Origin of the sequence: Pseudoalteromonas sp. A3, assembly GCF_025942345.1 — a bacterium.
Lineage (GTDB): Bacteria > Pseudomonadota > Gammaproteobacteria > Enterobacterales > Alteromonadaceae > Pseudoalteromonas > Pseudoalteromonas atlantica.
Genome location: NZ_JAPCKL010000001.1, coordinates 417,066 through 440,201 on the forward strand (window position 1 = coordinate 417,066; position 23,136 = coordinate 440,201).

Genomic DNA, 23,136 nt, shown 5'->3' on the forward strand with positions numbered 1-23,136 from the left:
ATACCTAAAGAGCTAACTAGCCAAGTGCTAAACATGCACTATTACACCTTGCTAACAAATGTTGCATCCAATCGATTAGCTAAGCCGTATTTAAACTATCTGCTTATTTTAGATAGTAAATACATAGGGATTTTAGCGATGAAGAGATTAGCTTTACTTACACTGAGCACGTTATATAGCATTAGCACCTACGCTAATATAGAGACCCTTACTGTTTATGGGCATAGAGATGGTTTAATTGGCGAGTCTATAAGTGCCTCAAGCGGTATCATTGGTCAAGGAGAAATACAGCAGCGCCCCATGCTCAGAAGCGCCGAAATGTTAGAGCTTATTCCAGGCATGGCGGTTACACAACATAGTGGCTCGGGTAAGGCTAATCAATACTTTATTAGAGGCTTTAATTTAGATCATGGCACCGACTTTGCCACCAGCATTGAGGGCATGCCCATAAATATGCGAAGCCATGGACACGGGCAAGGTTATACCGATCTTAATTTTATTATTCCAGAAGCTATTTCAACTATTAATTACCAAAAAGGATCATACAGCGCTACACAAGGGGACTTTTCAAGTGCGGGGAGTGCGCAATTTAATTTAGCTAATAACTTAAAGCACAAGCAAATAGAGCTAAGCATTGGTGAAGATAACTATAAACGTGCAGTAGTGCTTAGTGCAGTTGATGTATCTAATGCCAAGTTAATAGCAGCAGCTGAGTGGCAAGGCTACGATGGCCCATGGGATGATATAAACGAAAACGTAAATAAAAAAAATGCCCTACTTCGTTATGTTGGCAAAGCTTTAAATGGAGATTTATCTATTACAGCAATGGCCTACGACAACACATGGCAATCAGCCGATCAAATTCCACAGCGCGCAGTGTCACAAAATATAACGTCACCCTTAGGGTCGCTTGATACCACCCTTGGGGGGAGTTCGAGTCGCTATAGCCTATCAAGTGTTTGGCAAGGCAAGCATATAAAAACCAGTATTTATGCCATAAATTACGATTTAACGCTGTTTTCTAACTTTAGCTATTTTTTAAACGACCCTATAAATGGCGATCAGTTTAACCAACAAGATAGCCGCACTATTTATGGTGGTGAGCTAAGTTATCAATTTGACTCCCTTACTGCTGGTTTAAATATGCAGCACACTGCTGGGCTTGAGGTTCGCCATGACGATATAGACAAGGTAGGACTTTATAACACTAAAGCGCGAGAGAGACTCAATACAATAAGACAAGATGCCATAAAACAAACAAGCTATTCGAGTTATTGGCAAACAAAAATACTTTTCACACCTAAATTAGAGGCAACAGCAGGCGTGCGGTACGACTATTTTGATACCGATGTAAGCAGTATCACACAGGTAAATTCGGGCAAAGCAAACGATGACTTAGTAAGCTTTAAAGGCAGTTTAAATTATAAACTTACTGATTTGTTAGTCGCTTATGCAAACTGGGGGCAGTCTTTTCATTCAAACGATGCCCGCGGCACTACCATTAATATTGACCCTGTTAGCCAACAAAATGCCGAAAAAGTAGATTTACTGGTAAAAAGTGAAGGTGCTGAACTAGGCCTGCGTTTTGCCGATGATCAAAACGTTAATTTATCCGCCGCTTTATGGTGGCTTACACTCGACTCAGAGCTTTTATTTGTAGGTGATGCGGGTAATACAGAGCCCAGTGATGCATCAAAACGTTATGGTCTAGAGCTAAGCGCGTATTACTGGATTAATGAACGCTTTAGCCTAGACATGGAAGCCTCGTTTACTCGTTCAAGATTAAATATAAACTCTGACAAGAACTATATAGAAGGCGCAGTACCTGTTGTTGCAAGTGCAGGTTTAAATTGGCATATGAGTAAAATGTGGCAATCATCATTTAGAGTACGCCACATAGGTAAACGTACGCTTTCTGACTCTGGTGATATTCGCTCTGAACCATTAACGGTAGTTAATAGTGCTATTAGCTATAAACAAACTCACTGGAAAGTCGATTTTGAACTACTGAATTTATTTGATAGTACCGATCACGATATAGAATACTACTACGCTTCGCGCTTACCGGGCGAGCCTGCACAAGGTGTAGAAGATAACCACTTTCATCCTATTGAGCCTCGCACAGTCCGCTTATCAATTAGCTTATTATTTTAACCGAGCAAAACACTGTATATAAAAACAGTGCACATATAAAAGCGCACCTTAATACATTTTTTAAGGTGCATTTCGCTGAGATGGCGCTGTTTTAAAACTTTTTAACATAGCGTGGGGATCTACGTTTTTACTATGTTGGCTGCTCGCCTGTGCCCACCACATCAGTTGGCTAAAAGTACGCGAATAATAATTAAACCACGATTTTTCTTCTTCGCCCTCTTGCATTGAACCATCGCTATTTAGCACCTCTTGCGCCTTTGGTACATGAACCATTGCAGAGACTGGCAAACACCCAAGTTCTGATAAAAAGGTACGTAAACTAATTGCCGCACGTAATCCTCCCCATTGCCCTGCCGAATAGGTGACAATAGCGCTTGGCTTATACGAGAACAACGAGCTGCCAAAATGGTTTAGCAAATCAGCTAATGCCGGGCTCATACTATGATTGTACTCTGGGCTTACCATTATATAGCCATCTGCTTGGGTAATTTTATCTGCTAAGGCTGTTAAATGTGCTGGAGCTTGGCTTTTTGCATAGGCAAAATGAGGTTTAAATACATCCTCTGAAGGAAAGTCGAGCGCGTCTATAAGTTCAAACTCGTGCTCGCTGTAGCGCTGATTTAAACATTTGAGGCATGACTCAGCCACTCGCTCTCCTAATCGTGCTGGCTTAGGGGGTGTGCTATCTCTAACGGTGCCTAAAAAAACTAAAAATTTCATAAAAGCCTCCTTAATTGAGTGTTGTACCCACTATACCTTAAACCTAAAACATATTAAAAATGCGAGACTTTTATTTGTTTGCACAATTTTTAGCACTCTAAACAAAAATTAATAAGGGTGGCACCCATCACTTACGCTTTAACGCTAACGCCAAGCCTACCCTCAATTAAATTGATAACTAACACCAAACCCTGCCCAAAATAAGGAGCGTAAATGTTCATCATCGCTATAGTGTGCTGCATCTTTGTTTATTGCAACGCTGTAACTGGCATAGCCAGATAGCATGACATTATTTAATAGTTGATAAGATAAATTAGCAGCAAGTTTTACGTTATTAAGGCCATTGTGCCCATCGCTTACATAACCACTATTAAAACCCGCCGTAGTTTGCAGCTCCAATCGCATTAAATCACTAAATGCATACTCTTTTGTAATTGCCAGCTCTATAAAAGAGCCACTGAGCGATAACGAGTGGTAAATACTCGCCATTGCATGTATATCCCAATCATATGCATAGCTTATATCGAGGCTAAGCTCATTATCATGGGAATTTACTCCTTCCTCGCGTGCTTTTATATGGTTGTAACCTGCATACAAAGTTAGGTGCTCTGCAAGCTCAGTTGAATAAATAGCATTTAAATTTAGCTCATCGTAGTCATTATCAGTGCCTGTTGCTAACCAAGGGATAAACGTAAAGTCATTGTAATTTATTTCGCCCGCAATAGAGGCTAAAGCGCTACCGGGCAAGTTATCGCGCCCTTCTGTCACATAATGGCTTTCCCATAAAGGATGAATATGAAAATTTAATTTTTCATTTTCGTGGTCAGGGTGTGCAACGCTTTTTATATTCCCGCCTACACCTACCTCAAGCTCGTGTAGCGATTCATTCGCAGCGCTTTTACTCGTACCTAAAGCCAGCGAAATAATGCAGATTAAGTGAGAGATTTTTAAATTAGTTTTCATTAAAAGGTCCAAAACCAAAAAGTTGCGCATAATAGTGCTATTTAACGAAGCTCAGCATTAAAAAGATGCCTTTTTAAACAATTTATTTAAAAAATGGCTCACATCATTAAAAAACTAAGTAACTTGCTCATTTTACAATCTATAAGGTAGGATAAAAATGAGAAACCAACAACGCACATGGCTGATTTATAAATATAACTCGCGCATATTGTGCAATTAACAAGCAGGTAAGCGTTTGGCTCTTTAAATCTATATATAAGTTGGTATCCTACGCGGCTTTTTGATAATCATATTAAAATAATTACCCAGAGTTTAAGGTTAATTAGCCAAGGTGGGGCTCTCGCTGCATGGCACGTAAAGTGGCAGCAATCTAGGTTCAACGTAATAAAACGTTGTTCTAAATTTAAAAGCAAATATTAAGGTAACAGTATGCGATTTGGCCCAGGATTACTTGTAACAGCCGCATTTATTGGCCCCGGAACAATCACAACGGCAAGTGTTGCCGGTGCAAACTTTGGGTTTGCATTAATTTGGACATTACTTTTTTCGGTTATTGCCACTATTTTGTTGCAGTCTATGGCTGCTCGATTAGGAGTAGCAACAGGGCAAGATTTAGCACAAGCGTTACGTGCACACATTAAAACCCCTTATCTTAAAGCGCTTGCTAGTTTTTTAGTAATAAGTGCTATTGGTGTAGGTAGCGCTGCATATGAAGCCGGAAACCTCAGTGGTGCAAGTATGGGGTTGGTTGGTATTTTCCCAGGGGTAAGTGCACAAATATGGACGCCGTTAATTGCCGTATGTAGCGCTATTCTTTTATACAGTGGTAAGCACAAAGTGGTAGAAAATGCATTAATACTGCTGGTGATCCTTATGAGCCTGGTATTTATATCTACCCTAATTATGGCTGCGCCACCAATGGCTAAAGTACTCGCTGGGTTTATACCTACAATGCCAAGTGGTTCAATTACAACGGTATTAGCCCTCATTGGCACAACCATTGTACCGTATAACTTATTTTTGCACTCTGGTGTTTTGGCAGCGCAAGATCATTCTAAAAGTGATAAAGACACTGTTATTAAACAAACTAACTTAGATACAGGTTTATCAATTACGCTCGGTGGGGTGATCACCCTTGCCATTTTATCAACCGCGTCTGTTGCCTTTTATGGCACCGATGCCGGTAAAATTAGTGCAGCAAATATGGCCGTGCAACTTGAGCCATTACTTGGCGAAGCAGCGCATTACTTTTTTGCTATTGGCTTATTTGCCGCGGGATTAACCAGCGCAATAACAGCACCATTAGCAGGCGCGTATGCGGTATGTGGCATGCTTGGTTGGTCAAGCGAAATGAGTAACACCCGTTTTAAAACAGTCGCCATTACTATTTTAGCTTTTGGTGCATTTGTGGCCTCACTGGGGCTTGACCCTGTTGCGGTAATAATATTCGCACAAGCTGCAAATGGATTACTACTGCCCATCATTACCGCGTACTTGGTGTGGTTAGTGAATCAAAAATCAGTCATGGGAAAATACACCAACTCAACACTTTTAAATGTGGTTATATTACCCGTGCTACTACTCATTTTTTCGTTAAGTTGTTACAAGCTATCAGGGTTAATTTTTTAAAACCAATTAACGTTTAACCATGGGAATGCCCATGGTTAAACATACAACCTGTGCTGCCTTGGCTGCTCTCAACTTGAATGGTGGCGTGTTCAATGTCAAAGTGGTCATGTAAATGGTGCTGTACTTCAATTAAAAAGTCGTTATTTAATGCGTTGTTGTCAGTTACTAAGTGAACAATAAGCGCAGACTCTGTGGTACTTAGTGGCCACACATGTAGCCCATGCACACCTGTTACATGCTCAATGCTTAAAAAATACTGCTTTAGTTTTTCTATACTAATATTTTTGGGTACGGCGTCTGTGGCGTATTTGAGCGAGTCTTTAAATAATCCCCATGTGCCAATAAACACAATCACGACAATACTCAAACTTACAACAGGGTCTACCCATTGCCAGTTTTTAAATAAAATAACAATGCCAGCAATTACCACCCCTAAAGACACCGCTGCATCGGCCGCCATATGTAAAAAAGCACCTCTAATATTTAAATCGTGCTTTTGCCCCTGCACAAACAACAACGCAGTTAATGTGTTAATTACCACACCAATAAGCGAAACCACTATAACCGTCATGCCTGTAACCGGCTGAGGGTTTTCAAAACGCTCTATGGCATGCCAAGCTATGCTAGCAAGGGCAGCCATAAGTAAAACAGAGCTCATTAAAGACGCTAACACCGTTGATTTTTTATAGCCAAAGGTTCGCTTGTCGGTAGCGGCTTTACTTGCCAAAACATTTGCCCCCCACGCAAGTAATAAACTAACCACGTCGCTTAGGTTATGCCCTGCATCGGCTAAAAGCGCGAGGGAGTTGGCAAAAAAACCGTACCCGGCTTCTATCACGACAAATATAAGATTGAGTAAAACGCCTATAGCAAACGCGCGATTATAGTTACTAATATGATGGCTGTGATCGTGACTCATGTTACTCCTTACATAGTAAATAACTTAATTAACCTGAGCTGTGAAAAATCTATTTTTAGCGCTCACTGTGTTTAATTTATAAGGCTGATGAGGTATGTGTTCGGAAAAGTTTAAGCGTACCTAATAAATAAAACAGCCCATAAATACTGCATACAATTGAGCTTACAATCCAAAATACAATTGAGTTGTGATGAATTAACTGACTGGTTGTTACAAAAGGAGCGATTAATCCTGCTATCCCCCTTAGTAAATAAACGCCTGTTATTAATACTAAAGCCGTTTTTAATAAAGGCAGCTTTAAAATAACGCCCGCGCCAGAGAGCGCATACATGCCCCATATAGCAAGTATGGCTGATATAATTAATGTAACAAAGGTAGGATACGTACTTCCCTGCTCAGCCAACTGCGCCATGTGTTCGCCAGCACCAAAAAAGCGATACCAATCAGGGCCGCCAAAAATACAGGCAATATGTAAAAGTGACGCTATAAAACTTAAACCCCCTGCTATAACCAATAGCTTATTAAACTTCATATACTTATAAGCCTAAGTTACTGGCTTAGGTAAGCAACAAAACCAATTAACGCTGCGTAAAAACTAAAACCAAGCAAACATATTAGGTAAACGTTTTTGGCTTTATTTGCCTTAAAGCTCACATAATCTTTAATGTCAGCTTTAAACTTACCAAAGGTGAATACGTTTAAAATTGCACAGCCGGTAGAGTACAAAATAAACCCTAAAATGGTTTCTATCATTAGCCACATAACAATATCTAAAGCAATGCTCATAACACTCATCCATTAAGTAATGTAAAAACAGCGTATCAAATCTCTAGTTGATTATCAGCGTATTTATAGCGTTAAGGTGTAACAATAAATTTCGTAAGCCCTATTAATTGCCCCGACTCAGTTACCACTTTTACTTGCCACTTGCCTTTAGCATCATGCGGAAAATTTACTTTATGAGTCCATGCTCTGTAGCCTTGTTTTCGCCCGCCATTAATATTGAGCGTAATTCTGTCGACCTCTTTTTTATTGTGTATCCATACATGAAATATTTTTTCGTTTAGACCTCTTGGCGCTTTTACTGCGGTCCATGTGTATAACCCTTCATGATGAAGTGTATATAAATCAAGAGTATCTATACTTCCTAGTGGTTTTTTATGCTCAACATCTACTTTGTGTGCCAAGGTAATATCGGTTAAACGCAGGGCTGCTGGCGGTACAAAACTGCGAAGCTGCCAAACCCCGGCGCTTATTACGCATAAAATTAAAACTAAAATAGGAAAACGCCACCAGCGCGCATCAGGCATTAAGTTTGTTAAGCTAGGTAAAGTAATAAGCACTGAGGTTACAAGCGCAATTGCTAAGCTTTGGCTCGTAGTTAGGTTTAATAAAATAGGTAACGTAACAAGCAAAACCACAAATAATGCAAAGTTATGAAATACTGTAAACAGCGTGCGGTTTTTAGCTAACTTTTTATAGTAAAATGGATCTATTACCGATATAAAGGCACATATAATAATCAGCGATGTAAAGAGTGCTTGTGGGTGATCCCACTGGGTAACCGCTAAAAAAAACGGTAACGCAAAAAATAGGCTTTCTTGCTGCACCATTTGCAGTGCAAAGCGCATTACATTAGGAGATACGGCTACCCCAAAGCGCTCTTGTACTTTATCGCGTAGCCAATTGTCGATGATCAACCAAAACCAGCTCACCAGTAAAACAATGGCAATAACTTGCGAGAACGACTCTTTTCTATCAACCATTACATAGCTTGCAACACCTGAGCAAAACGCCAATACAGCCAATAGCCCTGGTCGCTTTTGCATTGCCACTATAAATTGAGTAATGAGATTTTTTAGTTTGTTCATTTATTTTAGTGTCCGTACATAATGTACTTTATTATTATCAAGTTAGTTAAGTCAGTGTAACTAAGCGTAGATGAACAACACATAGATGCCTGCGGGTATTATTGTTAGTTGTTGCATTAAAAACCACTCCCTTTTAACCGCTATTTTAATAAATAAGTGCCTATAACTCGCCGTAAAATTACAGTAATTTTTAAAACTGTAATTTTAAGCGTTAATTAAAATAAGGGTTACAGCCGTGCCTGAATTTTATTAATGCGCAACGTGAATTTGTCACAATAAACACTTCTAGACGTCTAAGCACCTATAAATTATACGCTGCACTATTTTTTTACATGCCCAAACACAGGTATATGTTCTCTCAGTAACACATTTAATTTATATAAATGAATCAAACTCATGTTTTATGTGAAATTAAACCGTTTTTATTAAAGCACCAATCAACGTATAAATTATCCATCGGCCAGCGCTTATAAGCATTAAGCCTGTTTATTACAAAACCACCCTTTGAGCACGCTAAAGGCTCAGGTTTTAAATATACAATATGGATAGAGTCACCATGAGTAAAAACATTACATTCAATATTAAAAGTCAGCGCCTTGATGAAAACTACCAACCCGCTGAAAACACCCGTATAACCACTAATTTTGCAAACTTAGCACGAGGCGAACACCGCCAACAAAACTTAAGAAAAGCGCTAAATATGATCAACAACCGCTTTAACACTCTTGCTAATTGGGATAACCCAACCGCTGAGCGCTACAGTGTAGAGCTTGAGATTATTTCTGTAGATATTGGTTTAGATGAAAACAGCCAAAGCTTTCCTTCTATAGAAATATTAAAAACGAATATTATTGATACCAAAACAAACAAGCGCATAGAAGGTATTGTTGGTAATAACTTTTCATCGTACGTTCGCGACTACGACTTTAGCGTGTTACTGCAGCAACATAATAAAAATAAACCACAATTTAGTATTCCCGATAATTTTGGTGAGCTGCATGGTAAATTATTTCAATCGTTTGTAAGCTCAAAAACCTATAAGCAACACTTTAAAAAACCACCGGTAATATGCCTCAGTGTGTCAGATAACAAAACCTATCATCGCACTGCCAACCAGCACCCTATTTTAGGTATTGAATACCAACCAAACGAATCTTCGTTAACAGAGCAATACTTTAAAAAAATGGGCCTACAGGTGCGTTACTTTATGCCTGCAAATAGTGCCGCACCCTTTGCCTTGTTTTTCTTTGGTGACTTACTAAACGATTACACCAACCTTGAGCTAATAAGCACCATTAGCACAATGGAAACCTTTCAAAAAATTTATCGCCCAGAAATTTATAACGCCAATGCCAAAGCGGGTAACGCCTTTAAGCCTAATTTAAAAAATGCCGACCACTCACTCACGCAAATTATTTACGACAGAGATGAGCGCAGTAAATTAGCCGCAGAACAAGGCAAGTTTGCTGAAGAGCATTTTATAAAACCGTATAAATCAGTGCTTGAGCAATTTACATCAGCAAACGTCTAACCTTATTTTAATAAAGGGTCACTCTTTTTATGAAAACATTATTACCTACATCTACAGCTGGCAGTCTACCAAAGCCCTTATGGCTTGCAGAGCCAGAAACCCTTTGGTCGCCGTGGAAGCTTCAAAACAACGAACTTATTGAAGGCAAAAAAGACGCCCTGCGCATTGCACTTCACTCACAACAACTCGCTGGTATTGACATAGTGAGCGATGGCGAGCAAACACGTCAGCATTTTGTAACTACATTTATAGAGCACCTAAACGGTGTTGATTTTGAAAAACGAAAAACCGTAAAAATACGCGACCGTTACGATGCAAGTGTTCCAAGCGTAGTGGGCCCTGTTAGCCGTCAAAAACCTGTATTTGTAGAAGACGCTAAGTTTTTGCGCTCGCAAACTAACCAACCTATAAAGTGGGCACTACCCGGCCCAATGACCATGATAGATACTCTTTATGACGACCACTACAAAAGCCGCGAAAAATTAGCCTGGGAATTTGCCAAAATACTCAACCAAGAGGCCAAAGAGCTAGAAGCCGCAGGCGTAGATATTATCCAATTTGATGAGCCCGCGTTTAATGTATTTTTTGATGAAGTAAACGATTGGGGCATTGCCTGTTTAGAACGCGCAATTGAAGGGTTAAAATGCGAAACTGCTGTGCATATTTGTTATGGCTACGGCATTAAAGCCAACACCGATTGGAAAAAAACACTCGGCAATGAATGGCGCCAGTACGAAGAAGCTTTTCCTAAATTACAGCAATCAAATATTGGTATTATCTCACTTGAGTGTCACAACTCACACGTACCTATGGACTTACTTGAACTGATCAGAGGTAAAAAAGTCATGGTAGGCGCTATTGATGTTGCCACCAATGAAATAGAAACACCTGAAGAAGTAGCCGCTACTTTACGCAAAGCCCTACAGTTTGTAGATGCCGACAAACTCTACCCCTGCACAAACTGCGGCATGGCCCCGCTTTCGCGCGAAGTTGCGAACGCTAAGCTTAACGCATTGAGTAAAGGCGCGGAAATAGTAAGAAAAGAGCTATTAGAGAAGTAAAGGTTTATCTAAAAGTGACTATCATTAAATTGGCCCACTAGTATATTTTTACTAATGGGCCATTAAATATAAAAAGCACGAGGAAAAAATCGCTTAACCTATAAATATACAAATTAAGACAACACTTTCTTAACCTTTTTCTTAATCTTTTTTATAAGTTCAGGTTTTTGTTCAGGAATTAATTTACTTGATAAGTTAAACTCTGAGCAAAAACGTTCTTCCCATTCTTTGTTTAGCTTATTACTTTGTTTACTCGTAACTTGTTCAGTAGGTATATCTTCAACATTTACTGAAACACCCATAAATTTAGCTATATCAGAAATAGTCTTATCCAAATTATTTTTGACATTATCAAAATTCATTTCCATATAATTACAGTCACTCGCCGCGAGAGAATATCGCCAAGACGAGTTATTTTTAATAATACTTTTAAGACTTTTATCAATACTCGAGTAATCATATTCAGGGTTTTCGTTTACAGGCTCTTGCCCCGCAATCCATACCCCAGTTTGGCTTGCTATTGATAAAGACACAGCTTGATTAAGCACATTTTCTCTTGATAACAAAACATAATAAGCATCAGGAAAATAATTAACTAATTGTTCAAATCCACCAAATTCTTCAATGTGCTGATAATGTAACTTTATTCCAAATACCCCATTGGGTGATGTTCTGCGTTTTTGTATCTCATCTAAAACCTCATAAAAATCATCGGTTTTAAATTTTTCTTTCCATTTTTTTAAATTAGCAGGATTGGCATATTCTAGGGGAAAACCGAACGCATGCGTATTATGTAAAGCATGACCAAGCATATGACTACCACAACGTTCAGTTGATGCGATAATAAGCACTTTTGTAGGTTTAGAAACTCGTGGGTAATCATGCTCTTCTAAAAACTGTTCCTCATATAAGTGCATAAACAGATCCTTGTTGTTTAGTGAAAATAATAATAAATCATTAAAAATACTACACCTATAGAATAGGCTTGTAAATATTGTATATTTTCATTAAGCAACATATATAGTGCAATAGATTGATAATAAAGGGATTAAAAAGTTCAAATATTGTACACACGCATTATTCTTCAGAATAATCTACATTTTATAATTTTGTTAAAAAAACGATAAATCCTATCGTATTGAAAATATATTAGATCCGTATTTTAAATAAACAGAGAATTTTAAATAACAATCCAATTTTCTAAAAACCTCTAGAGCCTTATAAGTTAAGGGTACAAATAGCAAAATCGATAACTGTTTTGTACTGACTAAAAAAAGGCGAGCTAATAAACCATGAGTCACTTGTTTAGCATTCCCAAACCTGAATTACACGCATAAAAAAAACTGCAAGATTGCAGTTTTAACATTTACTGAATGGTTTTTAATTTATGCGAGTAGTTTTCGCAGTTGCTAATATTTGAAAGCCGTTTGCGCTTTAAATTTTCTCAGTCACTTATTTGTGAAGTGAGATTGCCTAATGCACCATGAAAGAATCGACCTGTGCAGTTATCTTCTTTACAAGCTCTGCGACCAATGTCTTCATTTTTGGTTTCGGATAATTCACGCATAAACCAGCGCACTTATTTTAAAAATAAGTGCGCTGGTTAAGTTAATTATTTTAGGATTTAAGTAACGCGCAAAAGTCATCCCACGGTAATGGCCGCGATAAATAGTAGCCTTGTGCCCAATCACAACCAAGTTCTTTGAGGTAAGTCATTTGTGCTTCGGTTTCAACACCTTCAGCAATCACTCTAAGATCGTAAAGCTTGGCCAAACTTTGGATGATCATCACCATTTTGTTACGTGCCTCGCGCTCTGAAAAAAGATCATTTACAAATGAGCGATCTATTTTTAAGCAATGAGCTGGGTAGTGTATTAATTGATTAAATGCCGTGTAACCTGTACCAAAATCATCTAATGCTAAGGATACGCCAAGTTCATTTAGCGCATTGAGCGTTTTAAGGCAGGTAACATCACCAGCAACAAATGCCGTCTCTGTAACTTCTAGCTCAACACAGTTAGGTTTAATTTGGTGATGTTCTAATAAATTTTTTACCTGTTCAGAAAATAGCTCGTTGTGTAGCTCAACACCCGAAATATTAATACAAATTTTGCCACTAAAACTGTGTTCTTTTTGTAAAACGCCTTGTGCTTCTAAAGCGTTGTCTATAACCCATAAATCAATATCTTTAATAAGGCCTGTTGCCTCAGCCACAGGGATGAATTGATCAGGCCCATAACCTTTCAATGCGGGGCTGTGACACCTAAGCAGCACTTCAACGGCTACAATAGAGCTATCTTTACAAGCAAAAATAGGCATATAAACTAAACTAAAATGCGCTTCATTTAAGGCAAGTCTAAGCCCTTTTTCAATGAGTTGGCGTTCACGAAGCTTGTCAGCAATGTCTTGGGTAAAAAATTTAAAGCAATTACGTCCATTATTTTTAGCGTCATACATTGCTGCATCAGCATGATGGAGTAAATTTTTGGAGTCAGCAGAATCATCGGGGTAAACAGCAATACCAATACTTGCGTATATCATGTGATCTACATCATCAACACTAAAACCCCCTTTAAAAATATTTAAAATTCTTGCGGCCACAGTACTTGCATCAAGGGGGTCTTTAATATTAGGTAACAGTACAACAAACTCATCGCCAGCAAGCCTTGCTAAACTTTCTGTTTGTGGCTTATATAGTTGATCATTTGGGCGTATAACATCTAAAAGCCGCTCACTAAATTTAAGTAAAACTCTGTCCCCAGCTTCATGGCCATGCTGATCATTAACCTGCTTAAAGTTATCCAAATCTATATAAAGCAAACCAATGCGCTGTTTATCTCGCTCAGCACGGTTTAGCATACGCTCAAGGTTAGTTTTAAAGCTCCATCGATTAGGTAACCCCGTAAGCTTATCGTAATAAGCCATTTGGCGAATATCATCTGCATGCAGTTGCATAATAGTTTCGTAGGCTTGCTCTTCTGAACGTAAAGCAGCTAAACAAATAGAATTTAAAGCCAGCATTGTAAGCATGAAGCGAACGGATTCGGTGAGTGAGTAACTAGTCATTAATAAAGCACTTAATGGCGTAAATAAAAGCAAAGCACTTGCAATACTAAAAATACTAAATACAAAAACAGCAGGCCAAAAGCGGTTTATAAAAAGATTTATAGCAACAATAGGATAAATCCACAGCATTCCGGTATTGTTCTCACCGCCAGTGATTAATAAGCTCATCGATAAAACAAACAAAATACCGCTAAGAATTTTTGCCGCTCGCTCAACATTACCACTTCGCTTTAAAAGATAAAGATTGATTAACCCCACAAGTGCATTAATTAATAATATGGTACCTAATACATGCGAACCACTAACTAAGCTCAAACCTCCAAATGCAGCAAGAAAAAGCACACCTAAAAAGGTCAAAACATGGCAAAGTGTATAGCGCCTGCGTTGGCGCACCGCCAGCATTTCTTGCTGGCCAATTATATTTTCTGGTGTAGAAGACATGTGAATAAATTATTCCTTAAAGCACTTACTAAAATCACTTCACGACATCTGTAGCTGTGATAATAAAAAAACTTATTACTAAATGTTAAAAGAATAAACGAGATAGCTACTCTGTCAAATAAGTTATTGTTTTTTAACGTTGTTAATTATGGAATAGTTTACATTAGTGACTTAATTTTGCTGATAATGGTTATAAATAAAGCTCACTTTGGCTAAATAATAAAGACTCTGCCTTTCTCTCGAATTTATATTTCAAGTATATAACCTTTAAAGCTGACCAACTAAGTAATAACGCTTAATAGAAACCAAACTTGACACCCACTTTTATTTACAAATAAAATGTAACAACAAATTTACCAATCAGATTAAGAATTTATCTTTTATTTCTGGGTCACTTTTCATTTCATCTAATAAATAAGTCATTAGCATTCTTAGATCTAAATTTCATACATGAAAATAACTGCAGGATTGCAGTTTTAACTTTTACTTAGTGGTTTCTGATTTATGCGAGTAGCTTTTCGCAGTTGCTAATATTTGAACGCCGTTTGCGCTTCAAATTTTCACAGTAACGTGCTTGAGAAGCGGGTCTGCCTAATGCACCATGAAATACGCGTGTAAATTGGGTTGCAAGCTTGAACCAGTTTTCTGGTGATATATTAAGGCTTACTAGCAAAGGAAGGGTTATATTATCAATGTGCCCGCGTTTATCCTCTCGCATTATTAGCCCTGTTAGCTCAACGAGCTCTAGACTTGTTTTTTATACTAAATAAAAGCTACTATCTAATTGCGTGAAGTGCAAAATTTAATATGGGTGTCTCATTAATAATTCCTAGGTGCGTGCATTTTTAAACCACAACCCTAGGTGGTTTACCATGAAAGTCCAAGTACAATTTTTTGAGATTATCTGGCACGAGAGGCCAGCCACGTTCAATACCTTCTTTGGTTCCTTTCCAGAATAAGTGCTCTGTATAATATACATCTATGTACTCGAATTCCGCCTTGGTTGCAGTATCTAGTTTCTCGCTCATGTACTGCAACTGTTCTAGTGCTTCTTCTAAATCGCCTTGGTTTAACAAAATAGTTGTCAAATTTGCGAACTCTTCCATTAGAAATGTGAGTGCCCAACTCTCATGTTTTTCCATAAGAGGACCAACATTAGGAAATTTAGTGCGGATCTCTTTTAAGAACTGTGTTATTTCTGATTTAGCCATTGATTTTCCAGAAGCACCTAACGCTTTGCTAAGCGGCAATAAAATAGCTGGCTAAAATTAGCGAGGAACGAGCAAAAGCCAGCTGTTTTTGTCCATTTAAGCAACTTTTTAGCAATTTTTACATCGTTCTCTGAAACTCTTTTGCATCCTCGCCAAAAGAGAGCATTTTCAATGCTACGGCTTCTTTATCTTTATATATAGCTTGCAACCGTACTTCAGTAAACGCTTTAAAAATAATAGTTTCTTTATCAAGTAGCTCTATTTCAAAAGCTGGATCATCTAAATATTGATAAAAAAGTTTGCCATTTTCTTGAAAAACTTTGCGCTTACCATACGTACCTATAACTTGATTGAAATCACTCTGACTTGGCTGGTACGGGCTGGATTTTGCTTTAACCAATGGATAGACCCATTGATGCAAACTAAGGTTGCTACTATTACTTTTGATTAAGGAATTAAGCACCTCAGCATAAGCTACATTAAGTGCATTGTCGCTGTTCGTTTCTATATTTGGTTTTACACCTTTTCTTTCCCAATTATCTTTTGTTCGAGGGTCAACAGGTCGTGTAGATGGTAAAGTGAGAATATAATCGTTATTGGCTATTTCTACACTTCTACCATGAGCGGCACCAGCAGTTACCTCTCCAACAATGGTTGCTCTAGACAAACTTTGCATAGCATAGCTAAAGGCTTCTGCAGCGGATGCAGAATTTCTGCTGGTGAGAATATAAAGTGGAGTATCTTTAAACCTAGGACCCGGAACATATGGAGACGTCCAATCTTGCGTTTGAGTTAACACACCGTTTTCACGTTGTTCAAAGGTTGATAAGTGGACGGTATCTAAGTCAAAAAAGTAACTCGCTAAGGAAGTTACCATAAATGGGCTACCACCAAAATTGTTCCTTAAATCAATAATGATACCATCGGCATACTGTAAAAATTTAATCCCATTTTCAAGCGTCTCACCACCTAAATGACTGTCAGAGAACATTCTTATATCGAGGTAACCAATGTTTCCATCAAGCATTTCAACTTTTTTAAAACCATAGTTATCTGTCGGAGTCTCCATGGCTCGACTATCCGAAAACGCTTTAGTTTGTGCTGATGAACGGTATGTTTTCAGTTCATTTACCCATTGTGGGTCATAAACGACAGAGAGGTGTTTATCATTAGCAATTTTGTTTAATTCTAAAGTCATAAAATTAGCTATATCTTCAGCTGACTCTAGGCGACTGCAATCAGAGAGAAATAGCTTGGAGCGCATTAACTTAGATAGCTTTGTTGCCGTATTTTGAATTACGTAGTTATCTTCAAGCTGCTTAGCAATAATTTCTGACACATCACGACAATCTGCCGCAGCAACTGAATTACATAAAACTAATGAGCCAATGGCGAGGGATTTTAGTATTTTATTATTCATATTCTTCCTGAAATTTTATTATTATTTTTTAATAACGTCCGAACACACCAAAAGGGGTTAAAAAAATTTGCACATGCTAAATTAAATTGCTAACACTTTACATAAGCGGTTTTGGCCGCTCTTGCCAAAATCCGGTTTATGTAAAGTGTTAGTTGCGATATCAACTACATAGGTCATAAACTTCTCTTAATTTTGACCATCTTTCATCAGTTTCTACCTGCATTTCTATAGGAAGTTTCGCAAACTTGGACAAAGCCGAGTTAATTCTTTCACCTACTGAGCTGATATCATTAGTATAAAAATGCCACTCTCTAGTACCATTAAAAGTGTAAGTAAAAACAAATATGGCGAGTCTATCGTCATCAAGAACTGGTACTATTGCGTCTTCAAATTGCCGCATTTCTTCAATCTGAGCGTCGGATGGTAAACCACTCGAATTAGACTGTTCAAAATCCCAAAAAATTGTGAGCTTTTTAGGGTAATTAGTATGACCTAATAAAAAGTGAAGTTCAGGACGGTATCGAATTAACCCAACCGTTCCATTAACTTTTTTATCTGCAATATTCCAAGACGCAATGTCGGCAGATTCAATGTCCATATTCATTCCTTTTAGCAACTAGCTTTTAAATAAGGGGCGCAGACATGTGGGCTATAATGCGAAGCAGCCCACGTGTAGCGTCCCAGCAAACGAAGTGAGTGACTTAATTTTTTTGTTATGTGTAAACATTCAAAACAACCTTGCCATTACTAATACTGACATTACCAAAGCATGCCGAGATGAAAAAACCTGACTCTGTTTTAATGAAGCTATCTATGTAGCCATAGTCAATCGAACCGTCAATGTCGGTTGTCGGTTCGATTGCCGATTGCCCATTAACACAAGATATTGATGAAAAGTTAGAAAAGGTTAAAACAGCTTTCTTGTAACAAGTGTATTCATTTGGTTTGGGTTCAACATAATGAACTGATGAAGGCCAAATACTTGCTTCAAGTTGTATGGAAAACTGATTTTCTGAAACTTCCCATCCCAATACGAAAGAATCTTGAAGATCAATTCCATCCATAGAATCCAAAATTTTCTCCTTGCACATAACAATTTAATAGTGCGCTCATCGCGCATATTTCTGCCAACGATAAGCTCATGTATTTTATAAATCATTTTTACCAAATAACTTAACACATTGCTATATATAATTTTTTACTAGCACTCAAACTCTCAATAAAAGACAAAATGCGCTCGTCGCTCATTTTCTTGAATATTGGAGTAGCACAACTATACTGTATGTAAATACAGTTCTATTATTGGTGGTAATATGAAAACACGTTCTCCATTTTTAAATTTTATAGCCGATTATATGCTGGTACGTCAGTATTCATTTCGCACCGTAGATACGTACCTAAGATGGATTGCATCTTATATCCATTTTCATAATAAACACCACCCCGCCTCAATGGGAGACAATGAAGTCGAGCGCTACTTAGAGCATTTAGTGTTAAAGCAAAACGTTGCACCACGTACGCAAGCCACTGACTCAATTCATTGTCATTTTTATACAAACATATAATAAAAAAAGAACTTTCATTAAATTCAAATTTTGCCCGTAGTAAAAAACAAGCAAAGCTCCCTGTCGTGATAACCCCAGAGGAAGTTAAAATGTTGATGGCTGCGATTAAATAAGCGCTATTATTTAATCGCAGCCCTTATGTATGGAAGTGGTTTAAGAGTAATAGAAGCGGTGCAATTAAGGGTGAAAAATATTGATTTTGATTATAAATGTATTCAAGTATGGAATGGCAAAGGAAATAAACATCGTATTGTAACGCTCGCTACAGAGCTGTTCCCTATGCTGAAAACTCAAACTTTGAACGTTGATGACTACCTAAAGCTTGATTTAAATAACACTAAATATGCCGGCGCGTGGATGCCATATGCCTTAACAAAAAAATATCCTTCAGCCGCAAAAACACTAGCATGGCAGTATTTATTTCCTTCTCATATATTAAGTTCAGACTCTCAAAGTGGTGAAATAAGGCGACATCATTTTCATCACTCTTGTATTCGAAAAGTGGTTAAAAAAGCCGTCAAAAATCAGGGTTAACAAAATAATAACACCTCATACATTGAGGCACTCTTTTGCTACTCATCTACTGCAAAATGGCGCCGATATACGCTCAGTACAAACACAACTAGGTCACAACGATGTGCGTACAACACAAATAATACCCGCTGTATTGAATTAGTGAGCAATTATAGCGGCAGATAAATAGCTCAGTAACAAGGCAAAAACTTAGTTATATAGTTTATCTACATGAGAAGTTTTTAACGCAGTTAATGAGTTATTTAGAGCGCTAAAATGATCAACGTTTTAATACAGCGGGTATCCTACTCATGTAGTACAACAAAATGCCAACGGGGTTATGAGCCCTTTTTCAAGATTATCAATCTCCCCGATTTAAAACAAAAAAGCACAGCCCACAAGGGCCATGCTTTTTAAATCAATCTTAACCCAGTTCGGTTTACAAACGAATACCGCCGTCTATTTCAACCACGCGACCGGTGAAAAAGTCGTTTTCGATTATGTATTGTGCGGTATGGGCTATTTCGTCGCTTTCGCCTAAACGCCCTACGGGTGTTACTGCAAGCATACGCTGTTTGGCTTCGGGTTTCATGGCGTCGGTCATGGCGGTGCTTATTACACCTGGAGCAATAGCGCCTACACGTATACCAAAACGGCCAAGCTCTTTAGCCCATGTGGTGGTAAGTGCCACTACGCCTGCTTTTGATGCCGCGTAGTTTGTTTGGCCTATGTTACCTGCTCGCGCTACGCTCGACATATTGACTATAACGCCGCCTTTGCCTGATTCAATCATATGGCTTGCAGCTTCACGCCCTGCTAAAAATACGCCAGTGAGATTTACATCAATTACTGATTGAAATTGCTCAAGGGACATTTTTTTAACCACTTTGCCGTCTTTAGCTTTTATAAACATGCCGTCGCGTAAAATACCGGCGTTGTTTATAAGCACGCCAATGTGGCCAAAATCGCTTTTAATGGTATTAAATACGTTTTCTACTTCGCTCTCAACAGTTACGTTTGCGGCGTAGCCTTTAATAGTGCCAGATACACCTTCCAGCTGTGTTAGTTTCTCGCACGCTGTGTTTAATAACTCTTGCGCCATATCTATAAGTGCGATGTTAGCGCCCATAAGGGCAAATTTTTGCGCCGTTGCAAAGCCTAAGCCTTGTGCGCCACCGGTTATTACTACCGTGTTATTTTTAATTTCCACGCCTTGCTCCTACTTAGAAAACAGTTTAAAAATGGCGCTAAAATCATCACTGCCAGCACCTTGGTGCTGTAGCATAGTGTATAAATTTTTAGCCATTGAACCCATTGGGGTTGAAGAATTACTTTGCTGCGCGGCTTCCATGGCAAGCCCTAAATCTTTAGCCATTAAATCGACCATAAAGCCCGGTTTGTAATCGTTACTTGCAGGGGCTGTATCCATTACGCCTGGGCATGGGTTGTAAAGTTCAAGGGTCCAGTTACGGCCAGAGCTTGCAGTCATAATGTCGCTAAGTACTTTTGCATCTAGCCCATTATTAATACCCATTTGCAGGGCTTCGCTCGTACCTGCCATTAAAATACTTAACAGCATGTTGTTACATATTTTTGCAACTTGTCCTGCGCCAATATCGCCTGCATGGAATATGTTTTTACCCATATCATTAAGCACAGGTTGTGCGGTATTAAACGCGGCTTTACTACCACCAACAATAAACGTAAGCGTGCCTGCGGTTGCTCCAGCAACACCGCCCGATACCGGTGCATCTACAAAGCTAATACCCTGCTCGCCAAGTGCGCTGCCAACCACACGGGCCGACTCTGCATCTATTGTTGAGCAATCTATCACTAAGGTGTTGTTGCTAAGCACATTAATTAAGCCGCTATCGTCGTTATTGCCTAAATAAAGTGATTTAACATGTTTGCCCGCAGGTAACATACTAATAAGTATATCGGCATTGGTTGCACATGCATTTGCATTATCAGCTGCGTGTGCGCCTTTACTTGCAAGTTCATTTAAGACCGACTGGTTTAAATCAAATGCTGTAACATTATGGCCGGCTTTAATTAAGTTAGCTGCCATTGGGCCGCCCATATTACCTAAGCCGATAAAACCAATATTGAGTTTAGTCATCGTCTTTCCTTTATGTGTGTGTTGGTGTGTCTAAGCCATTGAGTGGGTGGTTTTCGCCAAAGCGGTTAGCAAAAAAGCTCTCTATTATGGCTTGTGGTACATCAATCAGTGTTTTGTATTGCCAATTAGGCGCGCCGTCTTTATCTATTAATAGTGCTCTTACGCCTTCTTGAAATTCACCTACTTCGCCAGCCCGTACCGACATACCCAGCTCCATTTTAAAACACGCTAGTAAGCTTTTGCCTTTACTGGCTTTTAGCTGCTCACTTACTAGCGCGCAACTTAGTGGGCAACCATGCTTAAGTGACTTTTGGGCGCGTTGCAGCCATTTATCGTCAGTAGCTAGGCCTAAAATATAATCAACTTGTTCTTGTAGCGTATTAAATTCAGCTAATTTTTGAATGGTTGCTAAGTTAGCTTTAATATTGCCTTTGGGCATACGCGCAGATTGGTTATCTAAATCGGTTAATAATTTAGTCAAACGCTCATGATTTAAACTTGCGGTTTTGCCCCACTTAGCCGCTAAAATTTGCGCTAGCATGGCATCATATTTAGTGCTGTCGATAAAGTAATCGGCTAGCGATACAAAGCGTGCATCTTCACAATTAATAGAGGCCGATGTTAGCCCTAAAAATAGCCCCACACCTTGTGGCATTTTATGTAAAAAGTAACTGCCGCCTACATCTGGGTATAAACCTATGGTTTGCTCTGGCATAGCAATGCGCGATGTTTCGGTTACTACGCGGTGGCTAGCACCGGCCATTAGGCCTAAACCGCCCCCCATAACAATGCCATTACCCCAAACAAGGATTGGTTTATCAAAGGTATGAATAAGGTAATCAAGCTGGTACTCTAGGGTAAAAAAGTCTTCCACTAAGCTTGTTGGTTTACCTTGCGCCATTGCATGATGAAGACTCACTACATCGCCACCGGCGCAAAATGCTTTATCCCCTGCGCCTTTTAACAATACCATTGCAATTGCATCATCGCTTTGCCAAGCCCGCAGCTGCGGCTCAAGTAATTTGATCATGTCAAAATTAAGGGCGTTTAGTGCTTTAGGTACGTTGAGTGTAATAACCCCAATTAGGCTGCCGTTTGCTGCACTTGCCGTTTCAAATAGCACGGGGTCATCGGCATTATTTAATAACGTTAAATTACTCATTAGCCATTTACCCAATTAGCGCGGCGTTTTTCTAAAAAGGCATTAACGCCCTCTTGTTGATCTTGTGTATCAAACAGCCCTACAAACAATTCACGCTCAAGTGGTAATACACTTGCCATAGGTTGATGTCGCCCTTTTTGAATTAGTGTTTTACATGCAGCTACCGAGCTTGGGCTTTGTTCGCTTACTTGGTTGGCAAGTTTTAACGCCGCTGCAAAGCTTTCCCCTTGTGGGACTACTTCCTCTACTAAACCAATTTGTAGAGCTTTATCGGCTTTTAAGCGCTCGCCACATAAAATCATGCGTTTTGCCCAGCCTTCGCCAACAAGCCATGCTAAATTTTGTGTGCCACCCGCGCACGGTAATAAACCCACTTTTGCCTCTGGCAGTGCCATTTGTGCCTGCTCTTCTGCTATACGAATATCACACGCAAGCGCTACTTCTAGCCCGCCGCCCATGGCATAACCGTTAATGGCCGCAACCGACACCCCTGTAAAATTAGTCAGTGCTTCAAAGGCTTCACCAAATACACGCGACATATCAGCGGCAACGCCTTTATCGCCACTGGCAAATACGTTTAAATCGGCACCGGCGCTAAAAAACTTCTCGCCTTCGCCAGTAAGCACTAAGGCATAAATGTTTTTGTTGCTATTAAGCTCGTTAACTTTGTTTTTTAAATCAATTAAGGTGTCTTTTGTCCAGGTATTAGCTGGTGGGTTAGACATAGTTAAAATAGCAACATGGCCTTCGGTAGTCAGTTCAATACTCGGGTTAGATTGTGACATAACTTG

At 39.0% G+C, this 23,136-nt stretch carries 21 protein-coding genes and 3 pseudogenes; 6 read left to right on the forward strand and 18 right to left on the reverse strand.

What is annotated here, in order from left to right; genetic code table 11:
• Positions 1-138 precede the first annotated feature (138 nt).
• The gene (locus OIZ54_RS01890) at positions 139-2,154 is read left to right on the forward strand and encodes a TonB-dependent receptor (RefSeq protein WP_264389544.1); all 2,016 of its coding nucleotides are present in this window, start codon (positions 139-141) and stop codon (positions 2,152-2,154) included.
• 60 nt (positions 2,155-2,214) lie between these two features.
• On the opposite strand, the gene OIZ54_RS01895 is transcribed toward OIZ54_RS01890, so the two are convergent.
• Positions 2,215-2,874, reverse strand: a complete 660-nt coding sequence (locus OIZ54_RS01895; RefSeq protein ID WP_054982492.1) for an NADPH-dependent FMN reductase — start codon at positions 2,872-2,874, stop codon at positions 2,215-2,217.
• A 162-nt stretch (positions 2,875-3,036) separates the two neighbouring features.
• On the reverse strand, positions 3,037-3,837 hold the full coding sequence (locus OIZ54_RS01900) for a hypothetical protein (protein WP_264389545.1): 801 nt from the start codon (positions 3,835-3,837) through the stop codon (positions 3,037-3,039).
• A 429-nt stretch (positions 3,838-4,266) separates the two neighbouring features.
• Between OIZ54_RS01900 and OIZ54_RS01905 the strand changes: the two genes are divergently transcribed.
• A complete protein-coding gene (locus tag OIZ54_RS01905; RefSeq protein ID WP_024032231.1) occupies positions 4,267-5,466 on the forward strand; it encodes an Nramp family divalent metal transporter in 1,200 nt (399 codons plus the stop codon).
• A gap of 13 nt (positions 5,467-5,479) precedes the next feature.
• Here OIZ54_RS01905 and OIZ54_RS01910 read toward each other — a convergent pair whose 3' ends face one another.
• The 4 genes from OIZ54_RS01910 to OIZ54_RS01925 form a co-directional block, all read right to left on the reverse strand.
• Positions 5,480-6,385, reverse strand: coding sequence for a cation diffusion facilitator family transporter (locus OIZ54_RS01910; RefSeq protein ID WP_264389546.1), 906 nt, complete (start codon positions 6,383-6,385; stop codon positions 5,480-5,482).
• A 76-nt stretch (positions 6,386-6,461) separates the two neighbouring features.
• Positions 6,462-6,917, reverse strand: coding sequence for a hypothetical protein (locus OIZ54_RS01915; RefSeq protein WP_264389548.1), 456 nt, complete (start codon positions 6,915-6,917; stop codon positions 6,462-6,464).
• Positions 6,918-6,934: 17 nt separating this feature from the next.
• Positions 6,935-7,171, reverse strand: coding sequence for a hypothetical protein (locus OIZ54_RS01920; protein WP_264389549.1), 237 nt, complete (start codon positions 7,169-7,171; stop codon positions 6,935-6,937).
• A 71-nt stretch (positions 7,172-7,242) separates the two neighbouring features.
• On the reverse strand, positions 7,243-8,256 hold the full coding sequence (locus OIZ54_RS01925) for a DUF5924 family protein (RefSeq protein WP_024032227.1): 1,014 nt from the start codon (positions 8,254-8,256) through the stop codon (positions 7,243-7,245).
• 556 nt (positions 8,257-8,812) lie between these two features.
• Here OIZ54_RS01925 and OIZ54_RS01930 point away from each other — a divergent pair.
• Entirely contained in the window at positions 8,813-9,787 is a 975-nt protein-coding gene (locus OIZ54_RS01930; protein ID WP_138576296.1) for a DUF1852 domain-containing protein, read from the forward strand.
• A gap of 29 nt (positions 9,788-9,816) precedes the next feature.
• Positions 9,817-10,848, forward strand: a complete 1,032-nt coding sequence (locus OIZ54_RS01935) for a methionine synthase (protein WP_138576294.1) — start codon at positions 9,817-9,819, stop codon at positions 10,846-10,848.
• Positions 10,849-10,961: 113 nt separating this feature from the next.
• Here OIZ54_RS01935 and OIZ54_RS01940 read toward each other — a convergent pair whose 3' ends face one another.
• The 8 genes and pseudogenes from OIZ54_RS01940 to OIZ54_RS01975 form a co-directional block, all read right to left on the reverse strand.
• Positions 10,962-11,765, reverse strand: a complete 804-nt coding sequence (locus tag OIZ54_RS01940) for a Stf0 family sulfotransferase (RefSeq protein WP_138576292.1) — start codon at positions 11,763-11,765, stop codon at positions 10,962-10,964.
• Between the two features lie 449 nt (positions 11,766-12,214).
• Positions 12,215-12,427 (reverse strand): annotated as a pseudogene (locus OIZ54_RS20325) (hypothetical protein); the annotation flags it as partial.
• A gap of 38 nt (positions 12,428-12,465) precedes the next feature.
• On the reverse strand, positions 12,466-14,355 hold the full coding sequence (locus OIZ54_RS01950; RefSeq protein WP_264389551.1) for a putative bifunctional diguanylate cyclase/phosphodiesterase: 1,890 nt from the start codon (positions 14,353-14,355) through the stop codon (positions 12,466-12,468).
• Positions 14,356-14,857: 502 nt separating this feature from the next.
• A pseudogene (locus tag OIZ54_RS01955) lies at positions 14,858-15,112 on the reverse strand (transposase); the annotation flags it as partial.
• 88 nt (positions 15,113-15,200) lie between these two features.
• Positions 15,201-15,566 carry a hypothetical protein gene (locus tag OIZ54_RS01960; protein WP_138576288.1) on the reverse strand — a complete coding sequence of 122 codons (366 nt, stop codon included), beginning with the start codon at positions 15,564-15,566 and terminating at the stop codon, positions 15,201-15,203.
• 118 nt (positions 15,567-15,684) lie between these two features.
• Positions 15,685-16,986: a S41 family peptidase gene (locus tag OIZ54_RS01965; RefSeq protein WP_264389552.1), complete on the reverse strand. Its 1,302-nt coding sequence runs from the start codon at positions 16,984-16,986 to the stop codon at positions 15,685-15,687.
• Between the two features lie 160 nt (positions 16,987-17,146).
• The gene (locus OIZ54_RS01970) at positions 17,147-17,584 is read right to left on the reverse strand and encodes a DUF695 domain-containing protein (RefSeq protein ID WP_264389553.1); all 438 of its coding nucleotides are present in this window, start codon (positions 17,582-17,584) and stop codon (positions 17,147-17,149) included.
• A gap of 115 nt (positions 17,585-17,699) precedes the next feature.
• The gene (locus OIZ54_RS01975; protein ID WP_138576282.1) at positions 17,700-18,059 is read right to left on the reverse strand and encodes a hypothetical protein; all 360 of its coding nucleotides are present in this window, start codon (positions 18,057-18,059) and stop codon (positions 17,700-17,702) included.
• Between the two features lie 240 nt (positions 18,060-18,299).
• Between OIZ54_RS01975 and OIZ54_RS01980 the strand changes: the two genes are divergently transcribed.
• Together OIZ54_RS01980 and OIZ54_RS01985 are read left to right on the forward strand one after the other, a co-directional pair.
• On the forward strand, positions 18,300-18,551 hold the full coding sequence (locus OIZ54_RS01980) for a site-specific integrase (protein WP_264389554.1): 252 nt from the start codon (positions 18,300-18,302) through the stop codon (positions 18,549-18,551).
• A gap of 138 nt (positions 18,552-18,689) precedes the next feature.
• A pseudogene (locus OIZ54_RS01985) lies at positions 18,690-19,227 on the forward strand (tyrosine-type recombinase/integrase).
• Positions 19,228-19,503: 276 nt separating this feature from the next.
• On the opposite strand, the gene OIZ54_RS01990 reads toward OIZ54_RS01985, so the two are convergent.
• The 4 genes from OIZ54_RS01990 to OIZ54_RS02005 are packed head-to-tail and all read right to left on the reverse strand — an operon-like array spanning position 19,504 to position 23,130.
• Complete coding sequence (locus OIZ54_RS01990; protein WP_264389555.1) at positions 19,504-20,274, reverse strand: SDR family oxidoreductase; 771 nt, start codon at positions 20,272-20,274, stop codon at positions 19,504-19,506.
• 9 nt (positions 20,275-20,283) lie between these two features.
• Positions 20,284-21,183: a 3-hydroxyisobutyrate dehydrogenase gene (mmsB, locus tag OIZ54_RS01995; RefSeq protein WP_004587907.1), complete on the reverse strand. Its 900-nt coding sequence runs from the start codon at positions 21,181-21,183 to the stop codon at positions 20,284-20,286.
• 10 nt (positions 21,184-21,193) lie between these two features.
• Complete coding sequence (locus OIZ54_RS02000) at positions 21,194-22,345, reverse strand: enoyl-CoA hydratase/isomerase family protein (protein ID WP_264389556.1); 1,152 nt, start codon at positions 22,343-22,345, stop codon at positions 21,194-21,196.
• Positions 22,345-23,130 (reverse strand): enoyl-CoA hydratase, encoded by a 786-nt coding sequence (locus OIZ54_RS02005; RefSeq protein ID WP_248442405.1) that lies wholly within the window; start codon positions 23,128-23,130, stop codon positions 22,345-22,347. Before OIZ54_RS02005 ends, OIZ54_RS02000 begins: the two co-directional genes overlap by 1 nt.
• Positions 23,131-23,136: the final 6 nt, after the last annotated feature.

What these genes read in the sequence shown, in the direction of transcription:
- OIZ54_RS01920 (WP_264389549.1), bottom strand. Translation starts at nt 7,171, where the DNA reads ATGAGCATTGCTTTAGATATTGTTATGTGGCTAATGATAGAAACCATT.
- OIZ54_RS01900 (WP_264389545.1), bottom strand. Translation starts at nt 3,837, where the DNA reads ATGAAAACTAATTTAAAAATCTCTCACTTAATCTGCATTATTTCGCTG.
- OIZ54_RS01965 (WP_264389552.1), bottom strand. Translation starts at nt 16,986, where the DNA reads ATGAATAATAAAATACTAAAATCCCTCGCCATTGGCTCATTAGTTTTA.
- OIZ54_RS01935 (WP_138576294.1), top strand. Translation starts at nt 9,817, where the DNA reads ATGAAAACATTATTACCTACATCTACAGCTGGCAGTCTACCAAAGCCC.
- OIZ54_RS01925 (WP_024032227.1), bottom strand. Translation starts at nt 8,256, where the DNA reads ATGAACAAACTAAAAAATCTCATTACTCAATTTATAGTGGCAATGCAA.
- OIZ54_RS01930 (WP_138576296.1), top strand. Translation starts at nt 8,813, where the DNA reads ATGAGTAAAAACATTACATTCAATATTAAAAGTCAGCGCCTTGATGAA.
- OIZ54_RS02000 (WP_264389556.1), bottom strand. Translation starts at nt 22,345, where the DNA reads ATGAGTAATTTAACGTTATTAAATAATGCCGATGACCCCGTGCTATTT.
- OIZ54_RS01960 (WP_138576288.1), bottom strand. Translation starts at nt 15,566, where the DNA reads ATGGCTAAATCAGAAATAACACAGTTCTTAAAAGAGATCCGCACTAAA.
- OIZ54_RS01890 (WP_264389544.1), top strand. Translation starts at nt 139, where the DNA reads ATGAAGAGATTAGCTTTACTTACACTGAGCACGTTATATAGCATTAGC.
- OIZ54_RS02005 (WP_248442405.1), bottom strand. Translation starts at nt 23,130, where the DNA reads ATGTCACAATCTAACCCGAGTATTGAACTGACTACCGAAGGCCATGTT.
- OIZ54_RS01980 (WP_264389554.1), top strand. Translation starts at nt 18,300, where the DNA reads ATGAAAACACGTTCTCCATTTTTAAATTTTATAGCCGATTATATGCTG.
- OIZ54_RS01915 (WP_264389548.1), bottom strand. Translation starts at nt 6,917, where the DNA reads ATGAAGTTTAATAAGCTATTGGTTATAGCAGGGGGTTTAAGTTTTATA.
- OIZ54_RS01905 (WP_024032231.1), top strand. Translation starts at nt 4,267, where the DNA reads ATGCGATTTGGCCCAGGATTACTTGTAACAGCCGCATTTATTGGCCCC.
- OIZ54_RS01970 (WP_264389553.1), bottom strand. Translation starts at nt 17,584, where the DNA reads ATGGACATTGAATCTGCCGACATTGCGTCTTGGAATATTGCAGATAAA.
- OIZ54_RS01950 (WP_264389551.1), bottom strand. Translation starts at nt 14,355, where the DNA reads ATGTCTTCTACACCAGAAAATATAATTGGCCAGCAAGAAATGCTGGCG.
- OIZ54_RS01895 (WP_054982492.1), bottom strand. Translation starts at nt 2,874, where the DNA reads ATGAAATTTTTAGTTTTTTTAGGCACCGTTAGAGATAGCACACCCCCT.
- OIZ54_RS01910 (WP_264389546.1), bottom strand. Translation starts at nt 6,385, where the DNA reads ATGAGTCACGATCACAGCCATCATATTAGTAACTATAATCGCGCGTTT.
- mmsB (WP_004587907.1), bottom strand. Translation starts at nt 21,183, where the DNA reads ATGACTAAACTCAATATTGGTTTTATCGGCTTAGGTAATATGGGCGGC.
- OIZ54_RS01940 (WP_138576292.1), bottom strand. Translation starts at nt 11,765, where the DNA reads ATGCACTTATATGAGGAACAGTTTTTAGAAGAGCATGATTACCCACGA.